The sequence below is a fragment of the Nocardia sp. NPDC047038 genome, from assembly GCF_040644075.1.
GTDB classification, from domain to species: domain Bacteria; phylum Actinomycetota; class Actinomycetes; order Mycobacteriales; family Mycobacteriaceae; genus Nocardia; species Nocardia sichangensis.
On record NZ_JBEYVQ010000013.1, the window covers coordinates 40,285 to 56,886 of the forward strand.

The 16,602-nt window shown below is 71.5% G+C and carries 14 protein-coding genes; 5 read left to right on the forward strand and 9 right to left on the reverse strand.

The annotated features are described in order from the left end of the window. Positions 1–14 precede the first annotated feature (14 nt). Positions 15–1,193, forward strand: coding sequence for an amino acid deaminase/aldolase (locus ABZ824_RS30575; RefSeq protein ID WP_356967230.1), 1,179 nt, complete (start codon positions 15–17; stop codon positions 1,191–1,193). Here the strand turns inward: ABZ824_RS30575 and ABZ824_RS30580 are convergent. After that, complete coding sequence (locus ABZ824_RS30580) at positions 1,163–4,540, reverse strand: AAA domain-containing protein (protein WP_356967232.1); 3,378 nt, start codon at positions 4,538–4,540, stop codon at positions 1,163–1,165. The two genes, ABZ824_RS30575 and ABZ824_RS30580, sit on opposite strands and share 31 nt — an antisense overlap. A 116-nt stretch (positions 4,541–4,656) precedes the next feature. Then, on the reverse strand, positions 4,657–6,447 hold the full coding sequence (locus tag ABZ824_RS30585) for a DEAD/DEAH box helicase (protein ID WP_356967234.1): 1,791 nt from the start codon (positions 6,445–6,447) through the stop codon (positions 4,657–4,659). Positions 6,448–6,509: 62 nt separating this feature from the next. Between ABZ824_RS30585 and ABZ824_RS30590 the strand changes: the two genes are divergently transcribed. Then, complete coding sequence (locus ABZ824_RS30590; RefSeq protein ID WP_356967236.1) at positions 6,510–7,364, forward strand: carbon-nitrogen hydrolase family protein; 855 nt, start codon at positions 6,510–6,512, stop codon at positions 7,362–7,364. A 12-nt stretch (positions 7,365–7,376) separates the two neighbouring features. Then, complete coding sequence (locus ABZ824_RS30595; RefSeq protein ID WP_355077273.1) at positions 7,377–8,000, forward strand: phosphoribosyltransferase family protein; 624 nt, start codon at positions 7,377–7,379, stop codon at positions 7,998–8,000. Here the strand turns inward: ABZ824_RS30595 and ABZ824_RS30600 are convergent, their stop codons facing one another. The 5 genes from ABZ824_RS30600 to ABZ824_RS30620 all read right to left on the reverse strand — a co-directional run bounded on the left by ABZ824_RS30600 (position 8,001) and on the right by ABZ824_RS30620 (position 11,990). Continuing rightward, on the reverse strand, positions 8,001–8,525 hold the full coding sequence (locus ABZ824_RS30600) for a gamma carbonic anhydrase family protein (protein WP_356967238.1): 525 nt from the start codon (positions 8,523–8,525) through the stop codon (positions 8,001–8,003). 162 nt (positions 8,526–8,687) lie between these two features. Further along, on the reverse strand, positions 8,688–9,524 hold the full coding sequence (locus ABZ824_RS30605) for an ESX secretion-associated protein EspG (RefSeq protein WP_356967240.1): 837 nt from the start codon (positions 9,522–9,524) through the stop codon (positions 8,688–8,690). Next, positions 9,506–10,816, reverse strand: coding sequence for a hypothetical protein (locus ABZ824_RS30610; protein WP_356967242.1), 1,311 nt, complete (start codon positions 10,814–10,816; stop codon positions 9,506–9,508). Before ABZ824_RS30610 ends, ABZ824_RS30605 begins: the two co-directional genes overlap by 19 nt. Continuing rightward, positions 10,809–11,243: a hypothetical protein gene (locus ABZ824_RS30615; protein WP_356967244.1), complete on the reverse strand. Its 435-nt coding sequence runs from the start codon at positions 11,241–11,243 to the stop codon at positions 10,809–10,811. Before ABZ824_RS30615 ends, ABZ824_RS30610 begins: the two co-directional genes overlap by 8 nt. A gap of 33 nt (positions 11,244–11,276) precedes the next feature. Next, the gene (locus ABZ824_RS30620) at positions 11,277–11,990 is read right to left on the reverse strand and encodes an alpha/beta fold hydrolase (RefSeq protein WP_356967246.1); all 714 of its coding nucleotides are present in this window, start codon (positions 11,988–11,990) and stop codon (positions 11,277–11,279) included. 141 nt (positions 11,991–12,131) lie between these two features. Here ABZ824_RS30620 and ABZ824_RS30625 point away from each other — a divergent pair, with 141 nt between their 5' ends. Continuing rightward, the gene (locus tag ABZ824_RS30625; protein WP_356967247.1) at positions 12,132–13,010 is read left to right on the forward strand and encodes a hypothetical protein; all 879 of its coding nucleotides are present in this window, start codon (positions 12,132–12,134) and stop codon (positions 13,008–13,010) included. A 304-nt stretch (positions 13,011–13,314) separates the two neighbouring features. On the opposite strand, the gene ABZ824_RS30630 is transcribed toward ABZ824_RS30625, so the two are convergent. Continuing rightward, the gene (locus tag ABZ824_RS30630) at positions 13,315–14,295 is read right to left on the reverse strand and encodes a YafY family protein (RefSeq protein WP_356967249.1); all 981 of its coding nucleotides are present in this window, start codon (positions 14,293–14,295) and stop codon (positions 13,315–13,317) included. Between the two features lie 97 nt (positions 14,296–14,392). On the opposite strand from ABZ824_RS30630, the gene ABZ824_RS30635 reads away from it, so the two are divergent. After that, on the forward strand, positions 14,393–15,532 hold the full coding sequence (locus tag ABZ824_RS30635; RefSeq protein ID WP_356967251.1) for an epoxide hydrolase family protein: 1,140 nt from the start codon (positions 14,393–14,395) through the stop codon (positions 15,530–15,532). Positions 15,533–15,742: 210 nt separating this feature from the next. Here ABZ824_RS30635 and ABZ824_RS30640 read toward each other — a convergent pair whose 3' ends face one another. After that, the gene (locus ABZ824_RS30640; protein ID WP_356967253.1) at positions 15,743–16,453 is read right to left on the reverse strand and encodes a hypothetical protein; all 711 of its coding nucleotides are present in this window, start codon (positions 16,451–16,453) and stop codon (positions 15,743–15,745) included. Positions 16,454–16,602: the final 149 nt, after the last annotated feature.

The following is a 16,602-nucleotide window of genomic DNA, read 5'->3' on the forward strand; positions in this document are numbered from 1 at the left end:
GTTGAGTTGTCCGGGTGACCGAGACGTCGCCGATCGCGGGGCTGCATGCGGCCACCGCCGAACTCGACCCGCCGCTGGCCGCCCTCGACCTGTCCACCCTGCGCGCGAACGCCGCCGATCTGGTGCGGCGAGCCGGTGGCACACCGGTGCGGGTGGCCAGCAAATCCGTGCGCTGCCGTGCCGTGCTCGCCGAAGTCCTCGGCGCCGATCTCACCGCGGCGGGCGGCTTCGCGGGCATCATGTCCTATTCCTTGCGCGAGGCGCTCTGGCTCGTGCGCCACGGGGCGCGCGATGTCCTGCTCGGCTATCCGAGCGTGGACCGCGCCGCGCTGGCCGAACTGGCGGCCGACGACATCACGCTGCGCTCCATCACGCTGATGATCGACGACGCCGCGCAACTCGACCTGATCCGCGCCGCCGTCGGCTCCGATCGCGTGCGGCCACGTGTCTGCCTCGACGTGGACGCCTCCCTGCGGATCGGCCCGCTGCACCTGGGCGTGCGGCGTTCCCCTGTTCGCACGCCGCAGCAAGCGGCCACGCTAGCGGGCGAGGCCCGGCGGCGAGGCTTCGACGTGGTGGGCGTGATGACGTACGAGGCGCAGATCGCGGGGCTCCCGGACGCCAATCTCGCGGTGCGCCTTGTGAAGCGGGCGTCCGCGGCGGAGATCCGCAAGCGCAGGGCCGAGGTGCTCGCCGCGGTCCGGTCGGTGACCGGCGAACTCGAGATCGTCAACAGCGGCGGCAGCGGATCCATCGAGGTCAGCGTCGCCGATCCGGACGTCACCGAAGTGACGGCCGGGTCCGGGCTGTACGTGCCGACGTTGTTCGACGGCTACCGGTCCTTCACGCCGAGACCGTCGCTGTATTTCGCGATGCCCGTGCTGCGGCGTCCCGCCACCGACATCGCCACCGTCTTCGCGGGCGGGTACATCGCCTCCGGCCCCGCAGGGCGGTCCCGGGTGCCGAAACCGGTGTGGCCGCGCGGGTTGAAGTTGATCGGCACCGAGGGCGCTGGCGAAGTGCAGACCCCGCTGTCCGGCGCCGCGGAACTGCGGATCGGCGACCGGGTGTGGTTCCGGCACGCGAAGGCCGGTGAACTGTGCGAGCGATTCGGCACCGTGCATCTGGTCGACGAGGACGGCTCCCGCGTCAGCGCGCCGACCTATCGAGGCGAGGGCGCCTGCTTCGGCTGACCCGCGCCGGTCAGCCGCAGGAACGCGCCCAGATCGGCGAGTTCGTCGGGGTTCGCGGGCAGGTATTCGGTGAGCAGCGGCGAGCGTATGACGATCGCCTTCCACATGGCCCGGCACAGCGCGTGGATCAGCCCGCGCGACAGCAGCGACGGCATGCCGTAGGGAGCGTCGGCGGGGGAGGAGGTGGTCATGGACAGCAGCACCACCGCCGCCTCCCGGCCGCGGAAGCGATCCGGCGTGCCCACCAGGACGTCCTCGATCTTCGCGCGGGCCAGCAGCGTCCGGATGCGTCCCACCTGAGCGGCGTACGGAGCGACCACGAAGATGTCGTGGGGGTGCAGCCTGCGCGTGGTCGCGCCGCTGGTCCATGACATGCCGAGCAGCGCGCGGACCCGGCGCACCACTTCGCGCGCTTCCGCGGGCGACTCGGTGGCGTTGCCGTAGTGGTCCACCAGGACGGTGTCCACCCCGGGGTCCTCGCCGTGCAGTTTCCGGGCCAGGGTGACCGTCTCGCTGGCGCGCAGGCGGCCGTCGTAGTACAGGCGGGAGACGGGTTCGCACACCGCCGGGTGCATCCGCCAGGTGCGGTCCAGGAAGTAGCCGCGCTCGGTGGGCAAGGTCTGGCGTCCGTCCGCCAGCCAGCCGAGCACCGATTCGCCGACCGGGGCCGGATGCGCGCCGCGCGCGGTGGACGCCACCGGATCGCCGAGCAGCAACAGATTGCGCGCGCACTCCGCGACGGACACCGTCTCGGCCAGCGGGAAGCGGCCCGCGTCGGCGATCACGAGCAGGTCGAGGCCCGCGCGGGGCACCAGATCATCGTTCGCGAAATCGGCCGGTTCGCCGCCGAGGACGCAGCCGCTGATCGCGTTGTCCAGGAATCGCGGGTAGCGGACGGCGTCGATCACCACCCACTCCGGTGCGACGGTCGCCGCGTCCTTCTTGGCGACCAGTTCCGGCAGCACACCCGCCCGCACCACCGCGTCGAGCAGGTTCTCCACGGTGGCGGGTGTTTGCGCGAGGATGCCGATCCGCCACTTGTTCCGAGTGATCAGCCGCTCCAGCACCCGGGCCGCGGTCGCGGTCTTCCCGGTGCCCGACGGACCCTGCACCGCGACGTAGGAGTGATCCAGAGCGCACAGCGCGGCGGTGATCGCCGCGGCGTAGTCGCCGTGCACCTCGGGCAACCGGACGTCGCCGTGCAGCCGGGGCGGGCGGCGCGCGAGGATGTCGAACACGGCCGTACGCGGCGTTTCCGGCAAGGTCATCAGCAATTGCTGCGCCGCGAGTTCGATCGCCAGTTCGGCGTTCTCATCCCAGTCCGGCAGGCCCGGCGCGATCGCCGAGGGCAGTTCGTCGTAGGGTTCGCAGCCCTCCGGCAGCGATTCCTCCAGCCGGACGGTGTCGTCGAATTCGGCGTCCACCGAGCAGCCGAGCACCGTCGCGGTAGCGGTCGCCCGCTGCCCCGCATCGGTCACCATGCCGGCCGGCATCGGTTGATCGTAGAAGGTGTAGACGGCGGTACCCGGGGTCAGCGCGCTCGGGCCGGGGGCGCCGCTGGAACCGGTGCCGATCCGTCCGGTCAGGGTGAGATAGCGCCGCATCCCCGGGCGGTCGGGGCGGCGATGCCACTTGGTGTCGACGGTGCCCCAGTCGGCGACCAGCACTCCCGGGGCCTGCGCCCATTCCTCCACCGGATGACTGAGCCGGTCGGCGTGCGCCCACCACAGCGGCTGCCGCTCGCGCCGGTGGTAGCCGAGCGTCGCGGCCATCAACGCGGCCGGATGCAGCGGATCGCCCTGCGCGGCGGCGTATTCCGCGAGCGCGGCCTCCAGCGACGACGGCCGGGACGACGGCGGTGCGGGCTCTCCGGCGACCGCTGAGGTGGACCGCGCGTCCGGAGTCCGGGTCCGGGTGGCGATGCGTTGCTCGGCCGCGCGATCGAGCAGCCAGTCGCGCAACCGCAGCACCGTGTGGCAATCGTGTTCCGCGGCAGCCGGATCGGTCACACCGGGAAGCAGTCGGCGCAGGCCGCCGAGCCGGTAGGAGGACTCGCCGACGAGCAGCGCGCCGCGGACGATCGGATACAGATCGACCAGAACGCCCTCGCGCAGCAGTTCGTCTACCAGTTCCTCGTTGACCCCGTGCCGTCCGGTGCAGCGCAGCAGTGCCGTCCGCACCGCCGCGGAGTAGTGGTAGACGTGCAGATCCGGATCGATCCGGCGGCGCTGGGTCAGGTAATCGAGCACCTGCTCGAGCACGCGGCGTTCGGCGGCCGCGGCGCGGCCGGGCTCGCTCGAACCGCTCGGTCCGCGCAACGAGAGGTGCACCGTGTCCGGGCCGCCGACCTCGACGACGAGCGGAGTCCGTCCGCCGCCCGAGACGGTGAGCGAGAGATCGCCGGGCGAAGGCGCGGGCAGCGCCCCGAGCACGGTCGCGTCGAGCACCGCGTAGGTCGGCTCGCCCGAAACTTCGCGGCGCAGCTGGGTTTCCGCCTGGCGGCGCAGCGCGGAAACGGTGCGCGGCGGCACGCCGGGCACCGAGCTCTCGGTGGTGGCCAGCCGATCGATGGTGTTCACCCCCGCTTCGCGCAGCCGGGCGCGGGCGGCGGGCGGCATGCCGGCCACGAGCAGCAGGTCGCGCGCGGCGGAGAGGGCATCGACACAGGTGCGGCAGCGGCCGCAGGCGAGATAACGAGGATCGCCCCACTGCACGGGCAGCAGTTCGCCGAGCTTCTCGTCCACGATGCGCTCCACCCGGCTCCTGCGCGCCCGATACAGCGGAAGCAGCTCGCTCAGCGCTCCGGCGCTGCTCTCCGTGCCGAGATGCAGCCGGACCAGCGGCGCGGTGAGCGCGCCCGAATGGTCGAGTGCCTCGGCGCAGGCGGCCAGTTCGAGCGCGGCGGCCACCCGATCGGCGGTCGTGGACGCGATGCCGTGCACGGTGTAGCGGACCCGATGTTCGGCTCGCACCAGAAAGTCGGCGGAGCAATGGAATCGGCCGTCGAAGAAGGTCGCGCCGTGCACCACGTGCGCGCCGGAGCGCAGCGCGGCGACCGTGTCGGCGTGCGCGACGGTCAACGCCGCGACATGGCGGCCGGGTTCGCCCGGTTCGTCCGGAGGGCGGTCGATCTCGACCACCGCGCCGCCGAACCGCGCGCGGTAGTCGTCGAGCAGGCGTCGACGGACGTCATCGGTTCCCGGAGCGGGTTCGTACCCCGATACGGCGCTGCCGGGGTCGGCCGGGATGGTGCCGAGTTCGGCGTCGAGGGCGCGCAGCAGGGCGAACTCGCAGTGCGCCGCGCGGACGAGATCGACGGCGGTGCAGACGACACGATCACCGAACACGAACAAACGCGGCCCTCCTGTGTCTTCGCGGGACACCCGCTGCAGGCGTGCGCCGAATTACACACGGACCGCAACACTGTAGCTAGCGCGTCTGACCTCGACGTACCCTGCCCGGCTCAGGAACGCGGCTTACGGCGCTCCGGCCGCTTGCCGCCCTCGCGCTCCCGGCGCTGGCCGCGGCTGAACGTGCGATGCTGCGGCGCACCCTGATCCAGTTGCAGCTGAATGAGCACGCCACTGATCCGTGTGCGCCGCAACGCTTCCAGCGTTTCATCCGGCAGCTGCGCGGGCAGTTCCACCAGGCTGTGGTCGGGGCGGATGCTGATGTGCCCGAAGTCGCTGCGGCGCAGGCCGCCTTCGTTGGCGATGGCGCCGACGATGGCGCCGGGCACCACGCGATGCCGCTTGCCCACACTGATCCGGTAGGTCGCCAGCTCGGTTCCGGTGGCACGGTGGTGCGAGGCGCTCTGCCGGTCCTCGTCGAAGCGGCGAGCGGGACGTTCGCGCGGAGTCCGGTCGCGTTGCGGGCGCTCCACCGGCTCCGGCTCGGGCTCCATGAAGAAGTTGTCGCCGTCGTAGGAGCCCACCGCCAGCGCCGCGGCGATGTCGGCCAGCGGGATGTTGTGCTCGCGCTCGTAATCCTCGATCAGCTTGCGGAACAGCGGGAGATTCGACGAGGTGAGGTTCTCGGTGATGGCGTCGCCGAACTTGGCGACGCGCTGGGCGTTGACGTCCTCCACGCTCGGCAGCTGCATCTCGGTGAGCGGGTGGCGGGTGGCCCGCTCGATCGCCTTGAGCAGATGCCGCTCGCGCGGCGCGACGAACAGCAGCGCCTCGCCGCTGCGCCCGGCCCGTCCGGTGCGGCCGATACGGTGCACGTAGGACTCGGTGTCGTGCGGGATGTCGTAGTTGACCACGTGCGAGATGCGGTCCACGTCCAGCCCGCGCGCGGCCACGTCGGTGGCGACCAGGATGTCCAGCGCGCCGGACTTGAGCTGGCCGATGGTGCGCTCGCGCTGGTTCTGCGCGATGTCGCCGTTGATCGCCGCCGCGGAGAACCCTCTCGCGCGCAGCTTCTCGGCGAGTTCCTCGGTGGCCTGCTTGGTGCGGACGAAGATGATCATCGCCTCGAACGACTCGACCTCGAGCACCCGGGTGAGCGCGTCCAGTTTGCGCTGGTGCGACACCAGCACCCAGCGCTGGGTGATGTTGGTGGCCGTCGAGGTCTTCGCCTTGACCGTGATCTCCACCGGATCGTGCAGGTACTGCTTGGAGATCTTGCGGATCGCGGCGGGCATGGTCGCGGAGAACAGCGCCACCTGCTTGTCGGAGGGCGTATCGGCGAGGATGCGCTCGACGTCCTCCTGGAAGCCCATCTTCAGCATCTCGTCGGCCTCGTCGAGCACCAGATACTGCAGCTGCGACAGGTCGAGCGTGCCCTTCTCCAGGTGATCGATCACCCGGCCCGGCGTGCCGACCACGACGTGCGCGCCGCGGCGCAACCCCGACAGCTGCACGCCGTAGCTCTGCCCGCCGTAGATGGGCAGCACGTGCAGGCCGGGAATGTGCGCGGCGTAGCGGCCGAACGCCTCGGCGACCTGGATCGCGAGTTCACGGGTCGGTGCGAGCACGAGGGCGCGGGGGCTGCGACCGGTGGCCTCGAGCCCCATCAAGATCGGGATGGCGAACGCGGCGGTCTTGCCGGTGCCGGTCTGCGCGAGACCGACGACGTCGGCGCCGGAGAGCAACGGGGGAATCGTCGCGGCCTGGATCGGCGAGGGCGATTCGTAACCGACATCGGCGATGGCCGCCAGAATGCGGTCATCGATACCCAGATCGGCGAAGGACGGGCCGTCAATGTCCCTGTCGTCGTCGCCAGGAACGCTGTCGACCTGATTGGTGCTCATTGAGCAGCAGTTTACTGCCTCCTGCTGGTCGTCCCGGCCACCGCCCCAATACGGTGAGATCTATGCAACTGGACAACTCGCCCGCGCATCGGGATGAGACGCCGGATCAGCTGGACGTGGCGGTCGTCCAGTTCGCCCCTTCGACCGCCCCCGCGGAGAACCTGGCCGCGGTGCGCGAACACGTGCGCACGGCGCGCGAACGGGGCGCGCGCGTGGTCGTCGCACCGGAATACTCGATGTTCGCCGTGACCCGGCTCGATGAGCGGGTCGTCGCCGTCGCCGAGCCGCTGACCGGCCCGTTCGTCACCGGCCTCGGCTCGATCGCCCGCGAGTTCGGCGTGTTCCTGGTCGCCGGAACGGTGGAACAGGTCGCGCCAGGCGGCGACCGGATTCGCAACACCCTCGTCGTGCTCGGCCCCGACGGTTCCCTCGTCACCAGGTACCGGAAGGTGCACCTGTACGACGCCTTCGGCCACCTCGAATCCGATGTGGTCGAGCCGGGCGCGATCGAGGCGCCCGCCACCTTCACCGTCGGCGATATCACATTCGGCATGCAGACCTGTTTCGATCTGCGCTTCCCGGAGGGCGTGCGCCGGGTCGCCGCGGCGGGCGCGCAGGTGCTGCTGCTGCCTGCCCAGTGGATCCCGGGACCGGGCAAAGTCGACCAGTGGACCACGCTGGTGCGGGCGCGGGCGATCGAGAACACCGTCTACGTCGCGGCCGCCGACCAGGCCGCTCCCCGGGGCGCGGGCGCGTCCATGATCGTGGACCCGGCCGGCGCGGTGCTCGCCGAACTCGGCGACGAACCGGGCGTGCTGACCGCCGGAATCGACCTGGCGTACCTGAGCAAGGTGCGCACGGCGAACCCGAGTCTTGCCTTGCGTCGATTCGCGATCACCGAGCGTGGACCGGAGTAGCGTTCGGAATCGATGGTCTACACCGATCGGACCTCAGCCGGTCACGCGCTGGGTGCGCATCTGGAACACCTACGCGCGTCGGACCCGTTGGTGCTCGGGCTGCCGCGCGGTGGAGTTCCGGTGGCCGCCGCGGTGCGTGCGGTGATCGGCGGTGACCTCGACATCCTGCTGGTCCGCAAGCTGGGTGTGCCGTGGCAGCCCGAGCTGGCGCTGGGCGCCATCGGGGAGGACGGGGTCCGGGTGCTCAATCAGGATGTATTGGCGCACACCGGGATAACGCCCAAGAAGGTCGACTCGATCGAGGCGCGGGAGCGGGCCGAGCTGGAGCGGCGCAGGCAGGTGCTGCGCGGTGCGTCGCGGCCGATCCCGCTGACGGGTCGCACGGTGGTGATCGTCGACGACGGTATGGCGACCGGCGCCACGGTCGTGGCCGCCTGCCGGGTCGCGCGCCTGCACCGGCCCGCGCGCGTCGTCGCCGCCGTCCCCGTCTCCTCGACCGAGGCGATGCGCCGGGTCACCGACGAGGCCGACGAGGCGGTCTGCCCGTGGGTGCCGCGCTCGCTCGGCGGCGTCGGCGGCGCCTACCGCGATTTCCACCAGCTCGAGGACGCGGAGGTCACCGCGCTGCTGTGCTGATCAGACCTCGGTGATGCCCGTGCGGTGGCGCTGCGCCAGGTCCGCGTAGAAGCCCGGGTTGAGCCGCACCCACATCTGCGCCTGGGTGCCTTCGATCGGCCGTTTCACCTCGGCGGGAGAACCGGCGGCGAGCACGCCGTCGGGGATCTCCGCCCCCGGTGGCACCAGCGAGTGGGCGGCGATCATGCTGCCCGCCCCGATCTTGGCCAGGTCCAGCACCGTGGTCCCGTTGCCGACGATGGCCTCGGCGCCGACCGCGGCGCCGTGGAACACCACGCTGTGCGCGATCGTCGCGCCGGGCCCGATCTCCATCGGCACATCCGGCGGCACGTGCAGCACCGCGTTGTCCTGGATGTTGGCGCGTTCCCGGATGACGATCGGCGCCAGATCCGCGCGCAGCACCGCGCCGTACCAGATCGAGGCGCCCGCCTCGACCCGGACGTCGCCGATCAGGGTCGCCGTCGGCGCGACGAACGCGGTCGGGTCGACCTGCGGACGTTTGCCTTCGAATTCGTAGAGTGGCACTCGAACACCGTAAATGGTCCCGTAGCGCCAACCGGAGCGGTGTCAGGCATCCGCCGCGTGGCTCAGCGACGGATCCGATGCGGACAGGGTGGCGCGCCCCGATCGTCGCGGCCGGTCGGTGTGCCGGGCCGGGGTCGGACTCGCGTCGGGTCTGCGCGCCGCTCAGCGCCCGGCGTAGGCCGTGGAGGTGCGCGCGGCCGCGGCGACGAGCGGTCGCAGCTGGGCGGCCAAACGCTCGGCGGTCACCGCGACGATGTCGACGTCCGTGCCGGTGCGCACCGCGTATCGGCCGTCGGCGACCACGTCGATCCAGCACAGCACGCCGAACGGGCGCGGTTCGCCCACGCCGCGGCGCGCGGAGACGACCATCTGGCCGATACCTTCACGCGGCTGCCGGAGCAGCTTGCGGATCCGGGACGGAATAGACGGGCCCGCGACCGGAACGGTGACCAGGTTGCGGCTGTCCTCGCCGACCTGGGACAGGGGAGCGGTCAGGCGCGGCAGCATGCCGGGATTGTTCTCCGGGAGCATCGAGACGATCCGCGGGCACAGGGTTTTCGAGCTGCCCGCGAACAATCGCACGTCGCCGCCGCGATCGGGCGTCGCACCGGGGCGTTGCGCGGCGACTACCGCGATGTTCCCGGCGGCGGCGCCGAGGATACGGATCGGCCGCGCCGCGGATTGCCGCCCGGTGTCGATCGCCGGTGGGCGTAGTCCACCGTTCTCGCGCGACGGCGGTTCTGGCGCCGCGTCACGTTGACCGAACACCTCGACGCGCAGGTCCGGCTGGGCGAGGATGCGCAGCGCCGCTTCCAGATCCGCGTCCAGCACCTGAGCGCACCAGCGGTCGAGCGCGGGAAGCTGCGCGGTGCGTTCCGCGGTGTCGCGCGCCGAAAGGCGCACGGCGAGTGGATAGGGAATGCGATCCCCATCGGTGCGTGACCAGGCCAGCGCGAACTGATCCGGGGTCAGCGTCCAGTTCACTCGTACTCGGTCCATTCGCCGAGCACAGGCGGCGTGGTCGGATCGAGCGACCCGATGAGTTCGCCGCCGTCGTCGGAGGGCTCGAGGAACGTGGGGAGATCATCGAGGTCGAACTCGTCGTCCTCGTCATCGATCGGCGCCAAGCGTGCGCTCGCGGCGTTCGCGGCCACACTCGAACCGCCGCGCGGGGTGTCGACGGCGGCCACCGCACCACCCATCAGGCCACCCATCGCTCCGGCGCCTAGACCGGTGACCGCCGCGTCGGAGCTGTCGTCGTGCTTTCGCCGCTCGTCGCGCTTGCGCTGCTCTTCGGACGGAACCTGGCCGCCGACGCCGGGCACGGCGGGCAGCGTCGTCGGCTCGCTCGTCGCCGAGGCGGGCGCGGTCGCCGGACCCGGCGATCCGGTGGGGGGCGCGGTGCGGAGAACGGAGGCGGCCGCAACCGTCGAGAGCGCCGCCGTGGCGGCGGGTGCGACTCGTGGCGCGGCCGGGGCCGGTGTCTCGTCCGCGACCGCGGTGCCGGTCGTCGGCACGGCGGCAGCGGCGGCGGACGTGGCGGGCGTCTCGTCGGCGGGTGTCGAATCGGTGGACGTCGCCGAGACGCTCTGCTCCACCGTGTGGATCGGTTTCGGCGCGTGCGTCCCGAGCGAAGTGGGCTGCGCGTCGGGTGCGACCTGGGTTGTCCCGACGATCTTGCTCGTCGGCGCGGCGGTGGGAGCCGGGGCGGCCGATTGATCCGATTCGTCGGGGAACGCGGGCACGTCGGTGCCGGTGCGCACGAAAACCCCCGCGTAGATGTCGTTCATCGCGCGCACGACGTCCTGACGGGCATGCTCGCTCGCCTTCTGCCCATCGACATTGCTGGTCGCCCGGGACGGATCGAGCAGTGCCGCCCCCAGATCCGGTGCGCCGGTGGACGGCTCGGTCACCGCGGCGCGCAGCGCCTCCGCCGCGTCGCTCGCCTGTCCGAGGCGCTGCGAGACGACCGCGAACACGTCGGCCAGGTCTTGGCCGCTCTGTTCGAATACGCGCACCACCGCGTCCGCGCTCTTGGCGGCGGAGCCGCGCCAGCCGTCGGCGATGGCCGCGCGGATCTCGGTGTGCGCCTGGAAGACCGCGTCGGCCAGGTGCGCTGCCGCGTCGCTCCACGCCTGCTCGCCGCCCGCGAGGACGGCCGGGTTCAGCAACTGGACCTTTGCGTGGATCTCGTCGTGGGTGAGGTTGTCGAACACCTCGACGTTCGGCGCGTAGGCGGGATCGGTGCGCCGGTGGGTGGCCCGCTGCCCGGCGCGCGGCATCTCACGCATGCGCGGCTCCCGTCACGTCGACCCGTTCGACCGCCTGCGCGAGCGCCTCGTCGGCCTGCTGGTAGACGGCGGCCGCGGCGCGGAAGGTCTGGGCGAGTTCTCGCGCGGCGGCGGCGTATTCGTTCAGCCGGGTGATCGCGCCGTCGGCCTTGCGCTCGAAACCGGCGCGCAGCGCGTCGCCGGAGGCGAATCCGCCGAAGCCGGGCAACGCGGTGGCGGCGCTCAGGATGCGGATCTGCTCGTCGACCCGATCGGCGAGCAACTCGTACTGGCGCGCGCACCGTTCGTGCGCGCCGTCGGCGACCAGGAGGCCGTCGATCCACAGCGAGCCGTCGTCGACCGCTCGGTTCAGCGCGGCGATGTCGACGCCGGGTGCGGTGACTTCCGCGAGCGGCTCTCCGCCGAACCCGTTCTCTTGCGATGGCATCTGCGCCGTCCCCCTTCCTCGTCCGAAGTGCGGTTACGGATGTCGTGCCAACCCCACGACGACACCCTGCATCCAATCCGCGATGTCGGCAGTGACCCGCGCGTGCACCGGCTCGTGCAGCAGGTCGTGCCCGGCGTCGATGTACTCCCGTAAATCTACCGATTCGTGGCGGCTAGTCCAGACCCTGATCGCATCGATCGGCGCGCGCCGGTCGTCCACGCCGTGCACCGCGAGCACCGGAAGACGCTGCGGCAGGGGCGTTCCCGGCGCGCCCGGCGCCCCGCCGCCCAGCGCGCGTTTCGGGACGCCCGACAGCACCAGGCCCGCCAGCGCGTCCGAGGGCAGGGCGGGGCGCAGTGGATAGTTCCGGTCCAGCACCGTCGAACCCGTTGCGGCATCGGCCGACTCCGGCACGGCGGCCCCGAGCATGCTCAGCGCGGTCACCGCGCCGAGCGAGTGGCCCATCAGGATCAGCGGCCGGTCGCCGCGAGCCAGCTCGACCAGCCGCACCGCGTCCGCCACCAGCTCGGCGAGCGTGCCGGGCCGTTCCGGATCGCCCTCGCTCAACCCGTGCCCGGCGGTGTCCAGCGCCCATACCTCACCGGCGGGGCGCAGACCGCGCGCGAAGCGGTGGTAGTGGCCGCTGTGCTGGCCGATTCCGGGCAGCAGGACCACGGTGTAACGCGGGTGTTCGATCGGCCACCGCCGATAGTGCATCCGGCCGCGCGCGCCGTCGAAGAATGGCATCCACCGATAGTGCCAAAGATCGTGTCGCGGGTGGGACCGCGCGATTCCGCGCCGGAAACGGTTAAGATCCGCGGCGACTCATACCTACCGGAGCCCGAGGTGCCCGCGTTGCGAACTCTCCGCCGTCGAGGCGCCTTCCTCATGTCCGCCGTGGCGCTGGCCCTCACCGGAGTGCTCGCGCCGAGCGCGGGCGCCGCGCCATCCATCGCCGCCTGCGACCCCGCGGTGGCGGTCACGGCCGTCGCGGCGCGAGTGCCGGTGCTCGACTGGGCGGAGAACCTGGGCTACGACGCGCAGGGCAATCTGTGGGTATCGCGGCTCTACCGCAATGAGGTGCAGCGTTACGACCCCGCCGGCAATCTCACGGCGACTGTTCCGGTGGAGTTCCCCGGCGCGGTGCGGCTCGGTCCCGACGGACTGCTGTACGTGGTCTACGGTGACGCGCCGGTCAGCGTCGTCCGTCCCGGCGGCGTGCTCCGATTCGATCCGGCGGCGGCCGTGCCGAAGCCGGAGGTCTTCGTCTCCGGGTTCACGATGCCCAACGGCGCGGCGTTCGACCCGAGCGGCAACCTGTACGTCGCCACCCTCTCCGGCGTGATCAAGGTCCGTCCCGACGCCTCGCTCGACACCGAGTGGGCGGCGCCGCTGGCCGGACTGGCCGCCAACGGCGCGGTCGTGCACGACGGCGTGCTCTACGTGACCGCCAACGGCGGCCCGCTCGGCCGGATCGTTCGCGTCCCGCTCGACGCGCCCGCGTCCCGCAGCACCGTCGCCGACCTGTCCTCGCAACTGGCCGGTCTCCCGGATTTCGCCGACGATCTTCTGGCCGATCCGAGCGGCATCCTCTACGTCACCACCCTCACCGGCCAATTGATCCGCGTCGATCCGACCACCGGCGTCACCTGCGCCGTGCTCAACGGCCAGCCGCTCACCGCGGTCGCCGCCGTCCCCGGCCGTCCGGACGAATTGACGGCGAGCACGGAATCCGGCGCTCTCCTCCGAATCCAGCTCTCTCGCTGAGGCCGAGCCGCCGTCGTCGGGATCACCAGCTTCGGCGCTGTCCCGGTTCGTCGGCGCGCAAAGGGGAGTGAAGCGGCGTCCATCTCCACGTTGATCGGCGGCACCGTGTCGGTGTGCCCGGCGATCCGGCCGCGCGGGCATCTCGCCGCGGGACCAGGAGGACCGCGTGTCCACGAGCCAGCACCGAACGCGCGGTCCACACATCGCTGCGAGGTGAAATATGTTGTCAGGCAGGTGTTTTGATTACGCTTGCTTGCGCAATTTGCCGGTGATGCTGTCATCGGCAAGCGGGAAACCCGCGGCCTCAGGTCACAGGGCCGTGCTGCGGGTTGATCGCGCGCTCGGCTCGGTCAGCGATGGCCCGCAGATGGGCGATGAGTTCCGGGGGCTCGTGGACTTCGAAGTCCGCTCCCAGTGCAAGCAGCCGGTGAGCCAACCATTCCGGCGCGTCGTCGCGCCGGGCGTCGATCCGGCAGGTGTCCGGTTCGATCGCGACGACATCGCCGGGGCTTTCACCCAGCCGCCCCGTGACACGGTCGGCGGAGGTGTGGATGGTCACTCGGAGCCGGAAGGACGGTGTGCCCCAGTCGGTGCGGCGGCCCGCGACGTAGGCGGCGGCATCGGCGGCGGGTAGCGCACGCGGCGAGAAGCGGGCGGCGGTGGGCTGCGGACGGTCGATCCGGTCGACGCGGTAGACCCGCCAGCCGGCCCGATCGAGGTCGTAGCCGACCAGATACCAGCGCCGCCGGGCGGGCACGAGGCCGACCGGCTCGGTGTTGCGCCTGGTCTCGGCGCCCGCCTCGTCGCGGTAGGCGAAACGCACCCGCTCCCGGTTGGTCACGGTCGCCGCGAGCGTGGCGAGCACCTCGGGGTCGGCCGTGGGCCCGTCGGCGGTGGGCGGGGTCAGCGCGACGGCGAGTACCCGCACCCTGCGTCGCAACTTCGCGGGCAGCACCTGCTCCACCTTGGCCAGCGCCCGGACCGACGCCTCCTCGATCCCGGCCACCGCGGACCCGGCGGCGGCACGCAACCCGACCGCGATGGCGACGGCCTCGTCGTCCTCGACCAGCAGCGGCGGCATCGCCGTGCCCGCCGCGAGGCGGTATCCGCCCGCAGCGCCGAGCGTCGCGGTCACCGGATAGCCGAGTTCGCGCAGCCGATCGATGTCGCGGCGCACCGTGCGGTCGGTGACACCGAGGCGTTCGGCCAATTCGCTGCCCGGCCATTCCCGTGGCGTCTGGAGCAGCGACAGCAGGCGAAGCAGTCGGGCGGGAGTGTCGTTCACGAATCAGATGATGCCGAAAATCTAGGACATGTTCGGTCCTAGATGCTGCTTAACGTCATCGCTGTACCGCAGCACCGACCGCCGAGGAGGCGTACCGATGACCACCGCCATTCGCCCGTTCCGCATCGAGATTCCGCAGTCCGACCTGGACGACCTGCACGATCGGCTCGCTCGCACCCGTTGGGCCGCCCAGCTGCCGGGCACGGGCTGGGATCGCGGCGTGCCGGTCGACTATCTGCGCGAGCTGGCCGAGTACTGGCGGACCGGATTCGACTGGCGGGCACAGGAAGCGGCGCTGAACGAGTTCCCGCAGTTCAAGACGCGCATCGAGGGGCTGGACGTGCACTTCCTGCATGTGCGTTCGCCGGAACCGGACGCGACGCCGCTGATCCTCACCCATGGCTGGCCGAACTCGTTCGCCGAATTCGCGGGGACCATCGGCCCGCTCGCCGATCCGCGTGCGCACGGACTCGATCCCGCGCAGGCCTTCCACGTCGTGGTGCCCTCGGTGCCGGGCTTCGGCTTCTCCGACGGGCCGCGCGAGCCAGGCATGACACCGGCGAAAGTGGCCGGGATGTGGCTGACCCTGCTGGATCGGCTCGGTTACCGGCGCTTCGGCGCACAGGGTGGCGATCTCGGCGCCTACGTCGCGCCGGAACTCGCCATCGCCGCGCCGGACCGGGTGATCGGCGTGCACCTCGACGGCGGGATCGGGATGCCCACCGAAGCGGACGTGCCCACCATGACGCCGGACGAGCGTGCCGAGTGGGACCTCATGCAGCAGTGGATGACCGGCGGCGTGGACCACCACGTCCTGCTGCGCCCCGCCCCGCAGACCTTCGCCCACGCGTGGACCGATTCACCGGTGGGCCTGCTCGCCTGGTTGATGCAGAAGTTCACCGAGTTCGCCCCGCTCGCCGACCGGGTGGAGGACGTGATCAGCCGCGATCAGCTGCTGACCAACGTCAGCCTGTACTGGTTCACCGGCACGGCGGCCTCGTCGTCCTGGCCGATGTACAACGGCCTCGGCGACGGCGGGTTCACCTGGCCGAAAGGACAGAAAGCGGTGCCGACCGGCACGTACGGCGGCGGCTCCGCGCTGATGCGGCGGCTCGCCGAGCGCGACAACACCATCGTGCACTGGCCGGAGGGCAACACGGGCAACCATTTCATCGCGATGGAACGCCCGGACGCGCACGTCGCCGACATCCGCGCGTTCTTCGCCGCCGTCCGATAGGGAGCGGCACCTGCCCCGCACGCGGTCGGTTCGGCGATGCGCGGAGCAGCCGGTGCCCGGTTGCTCGACGGGTGGCGGGAGTCCATGCGGCGGATCGGGCCATCCTGGCCGTTCGATTACCGACGCGACGGCGCGGTCGCATCGAGCGGCCGGGCCTCGGACGGTCGGGGCCGGGCACGACGGTCGGCCGACGTCAGCGACGAAACGTTGCTACGGGGTGGGTTCGCCGCCGGAGCCGCTCGGCGCGGGCTGAGCAGGGGCGGGGTTGGGCGCAGGAGCCGAAGGCGGCGGGGGCGGGTTGTCCGGCACCGTGAAAAGTCCCACGGTGGGAGTCATCACACAGTGGGCGAACGGGTAGTCGATGATGCCCCACATCGAAGCGAGCACGGTGCCGGGACCGCTGCGGACCGTCTTGGACAGCGTGGGCTGGCGGTACTCGGTCACGTCGTCGAGCGGGTCGATGCCGCTGGCGCCGGTGTTCACGTTCACCCAGGCGACCACGAGCCCGGAGGCCAGGGGAGCGCCGGAGTGCGAAGGAGTCGCGCTGAACCGCAGCTCGCCGGGCTCCACGTTCAGGTCACGGCCGTTGCCGGTCCCCTCGGTCGTCGCGGCGGCGATGGTCGTGGTGATCGGGCCGTTGCTGCCGCAGCCGAAGGTGGGCGCGGCGTAGGAGAACGGGGTGAACACGCTGGAGACCTCGCGCAGGTGCGCGGCGTCGATCAAGCCCGCGTAGCGCGTGAGCGCGGCGATGCCCTCCTGTGCGGACGGGTCGGCCCCCGCGATGTCGGTCAGATGCGCCAGGCCGGTGTCCACCGGCGCCTGGGTCTGCTCGGCGGTGGCGGGCGCGGAGAAGGTGAGAACCGCGCCGATGCCGAGGGATGCCGCGGCGGCCGCGGCGCGTGCGATGGTCCTGCCGTTCACTCGTTCTCCTCGATACCGAACCCTGTGGGCCCCCGGCCCACCTGCAGCAACGTACCAGCTCGCGCCGGTCGCCGTCCCGGGGAGCTGCGCGGAATCCGATGCCGCGAACGGCGAGTGTGTCCCGCACCTGTGATCCAGTCGACAGGTCA

What these genes read in the sequence shown, in the direction of transcription:
- ABZ824_RS30585 (WP_356967234.1), bottom strand. Translation starts at nt 6,447, where the DNA reads ATGAGCACCAATCAGGTCGACAGCGTTCCTGGCGACGACGACAGGGAC.
- ABZ824_RS30590 (WP_356967236.1), top strand. Translation starts at nt 6,510, where the DNA reads ATGCAACTGGACAACTCGCCCGCGCATCGGGATGAGACGCCGGATCAG.
- ABZ824_RS30595 (WP_355077273.1), top strand. Translation starts at nt 7,377, where the DNA reads ATGGTCTACACCGATCGGACCTCAGCCGGTCACGCGCTGGGTGCGCAT.
- ABZ824_RS30605 (WP_356967240.1), bottom strand. Translation starts at nt 9,524, where the DNA reads ATGGACCGAGTACGAGTGAACTGGACGCTGACCCCGGATCAGTTCGCG.
- ABZ824_RS30610 (WP_356967242.1), bottom strand. Translation starts at nt 10,816, where the DNA reads ATGCGTGAGATGCCGCGCGCCGGGCAGCGGGCCACCCACCGGCGCACC.
- ABZ824_RS30615 (WP_356967244.1), bottom strand. Translation starts at nt 11,243, where the DNA reads ATGCCATCGCAAGAGAACGGGTTCGGCGGAGAGCCGCTCGCGGAAGTC.
- ABZ824_RS30620 (WP_356967246.1), bottom strand. Translation starts at nt 11,990, where the DNA reads ATGCCATTCTTCGACGGCGCGCGCGGCCGGATGCACTATCGGCGGTGG.
- ABZ824_RS30625 (WP_356967247.1), top strand. Translation starts at nt 12,132, where the DNA reads ATGTCCGCCGTGGCGCTGGCCCTCACCGGAGTGCTCGCGCCGAGCGCG.
- ABZ824_RS30635 (WP_356967251.1), top strand. Translation starts at nt 14,393, where the DNA reads ATGACCACCGCCATTCGCCCGTTCCGCATCGAGATTCCGCAGTCCGAC.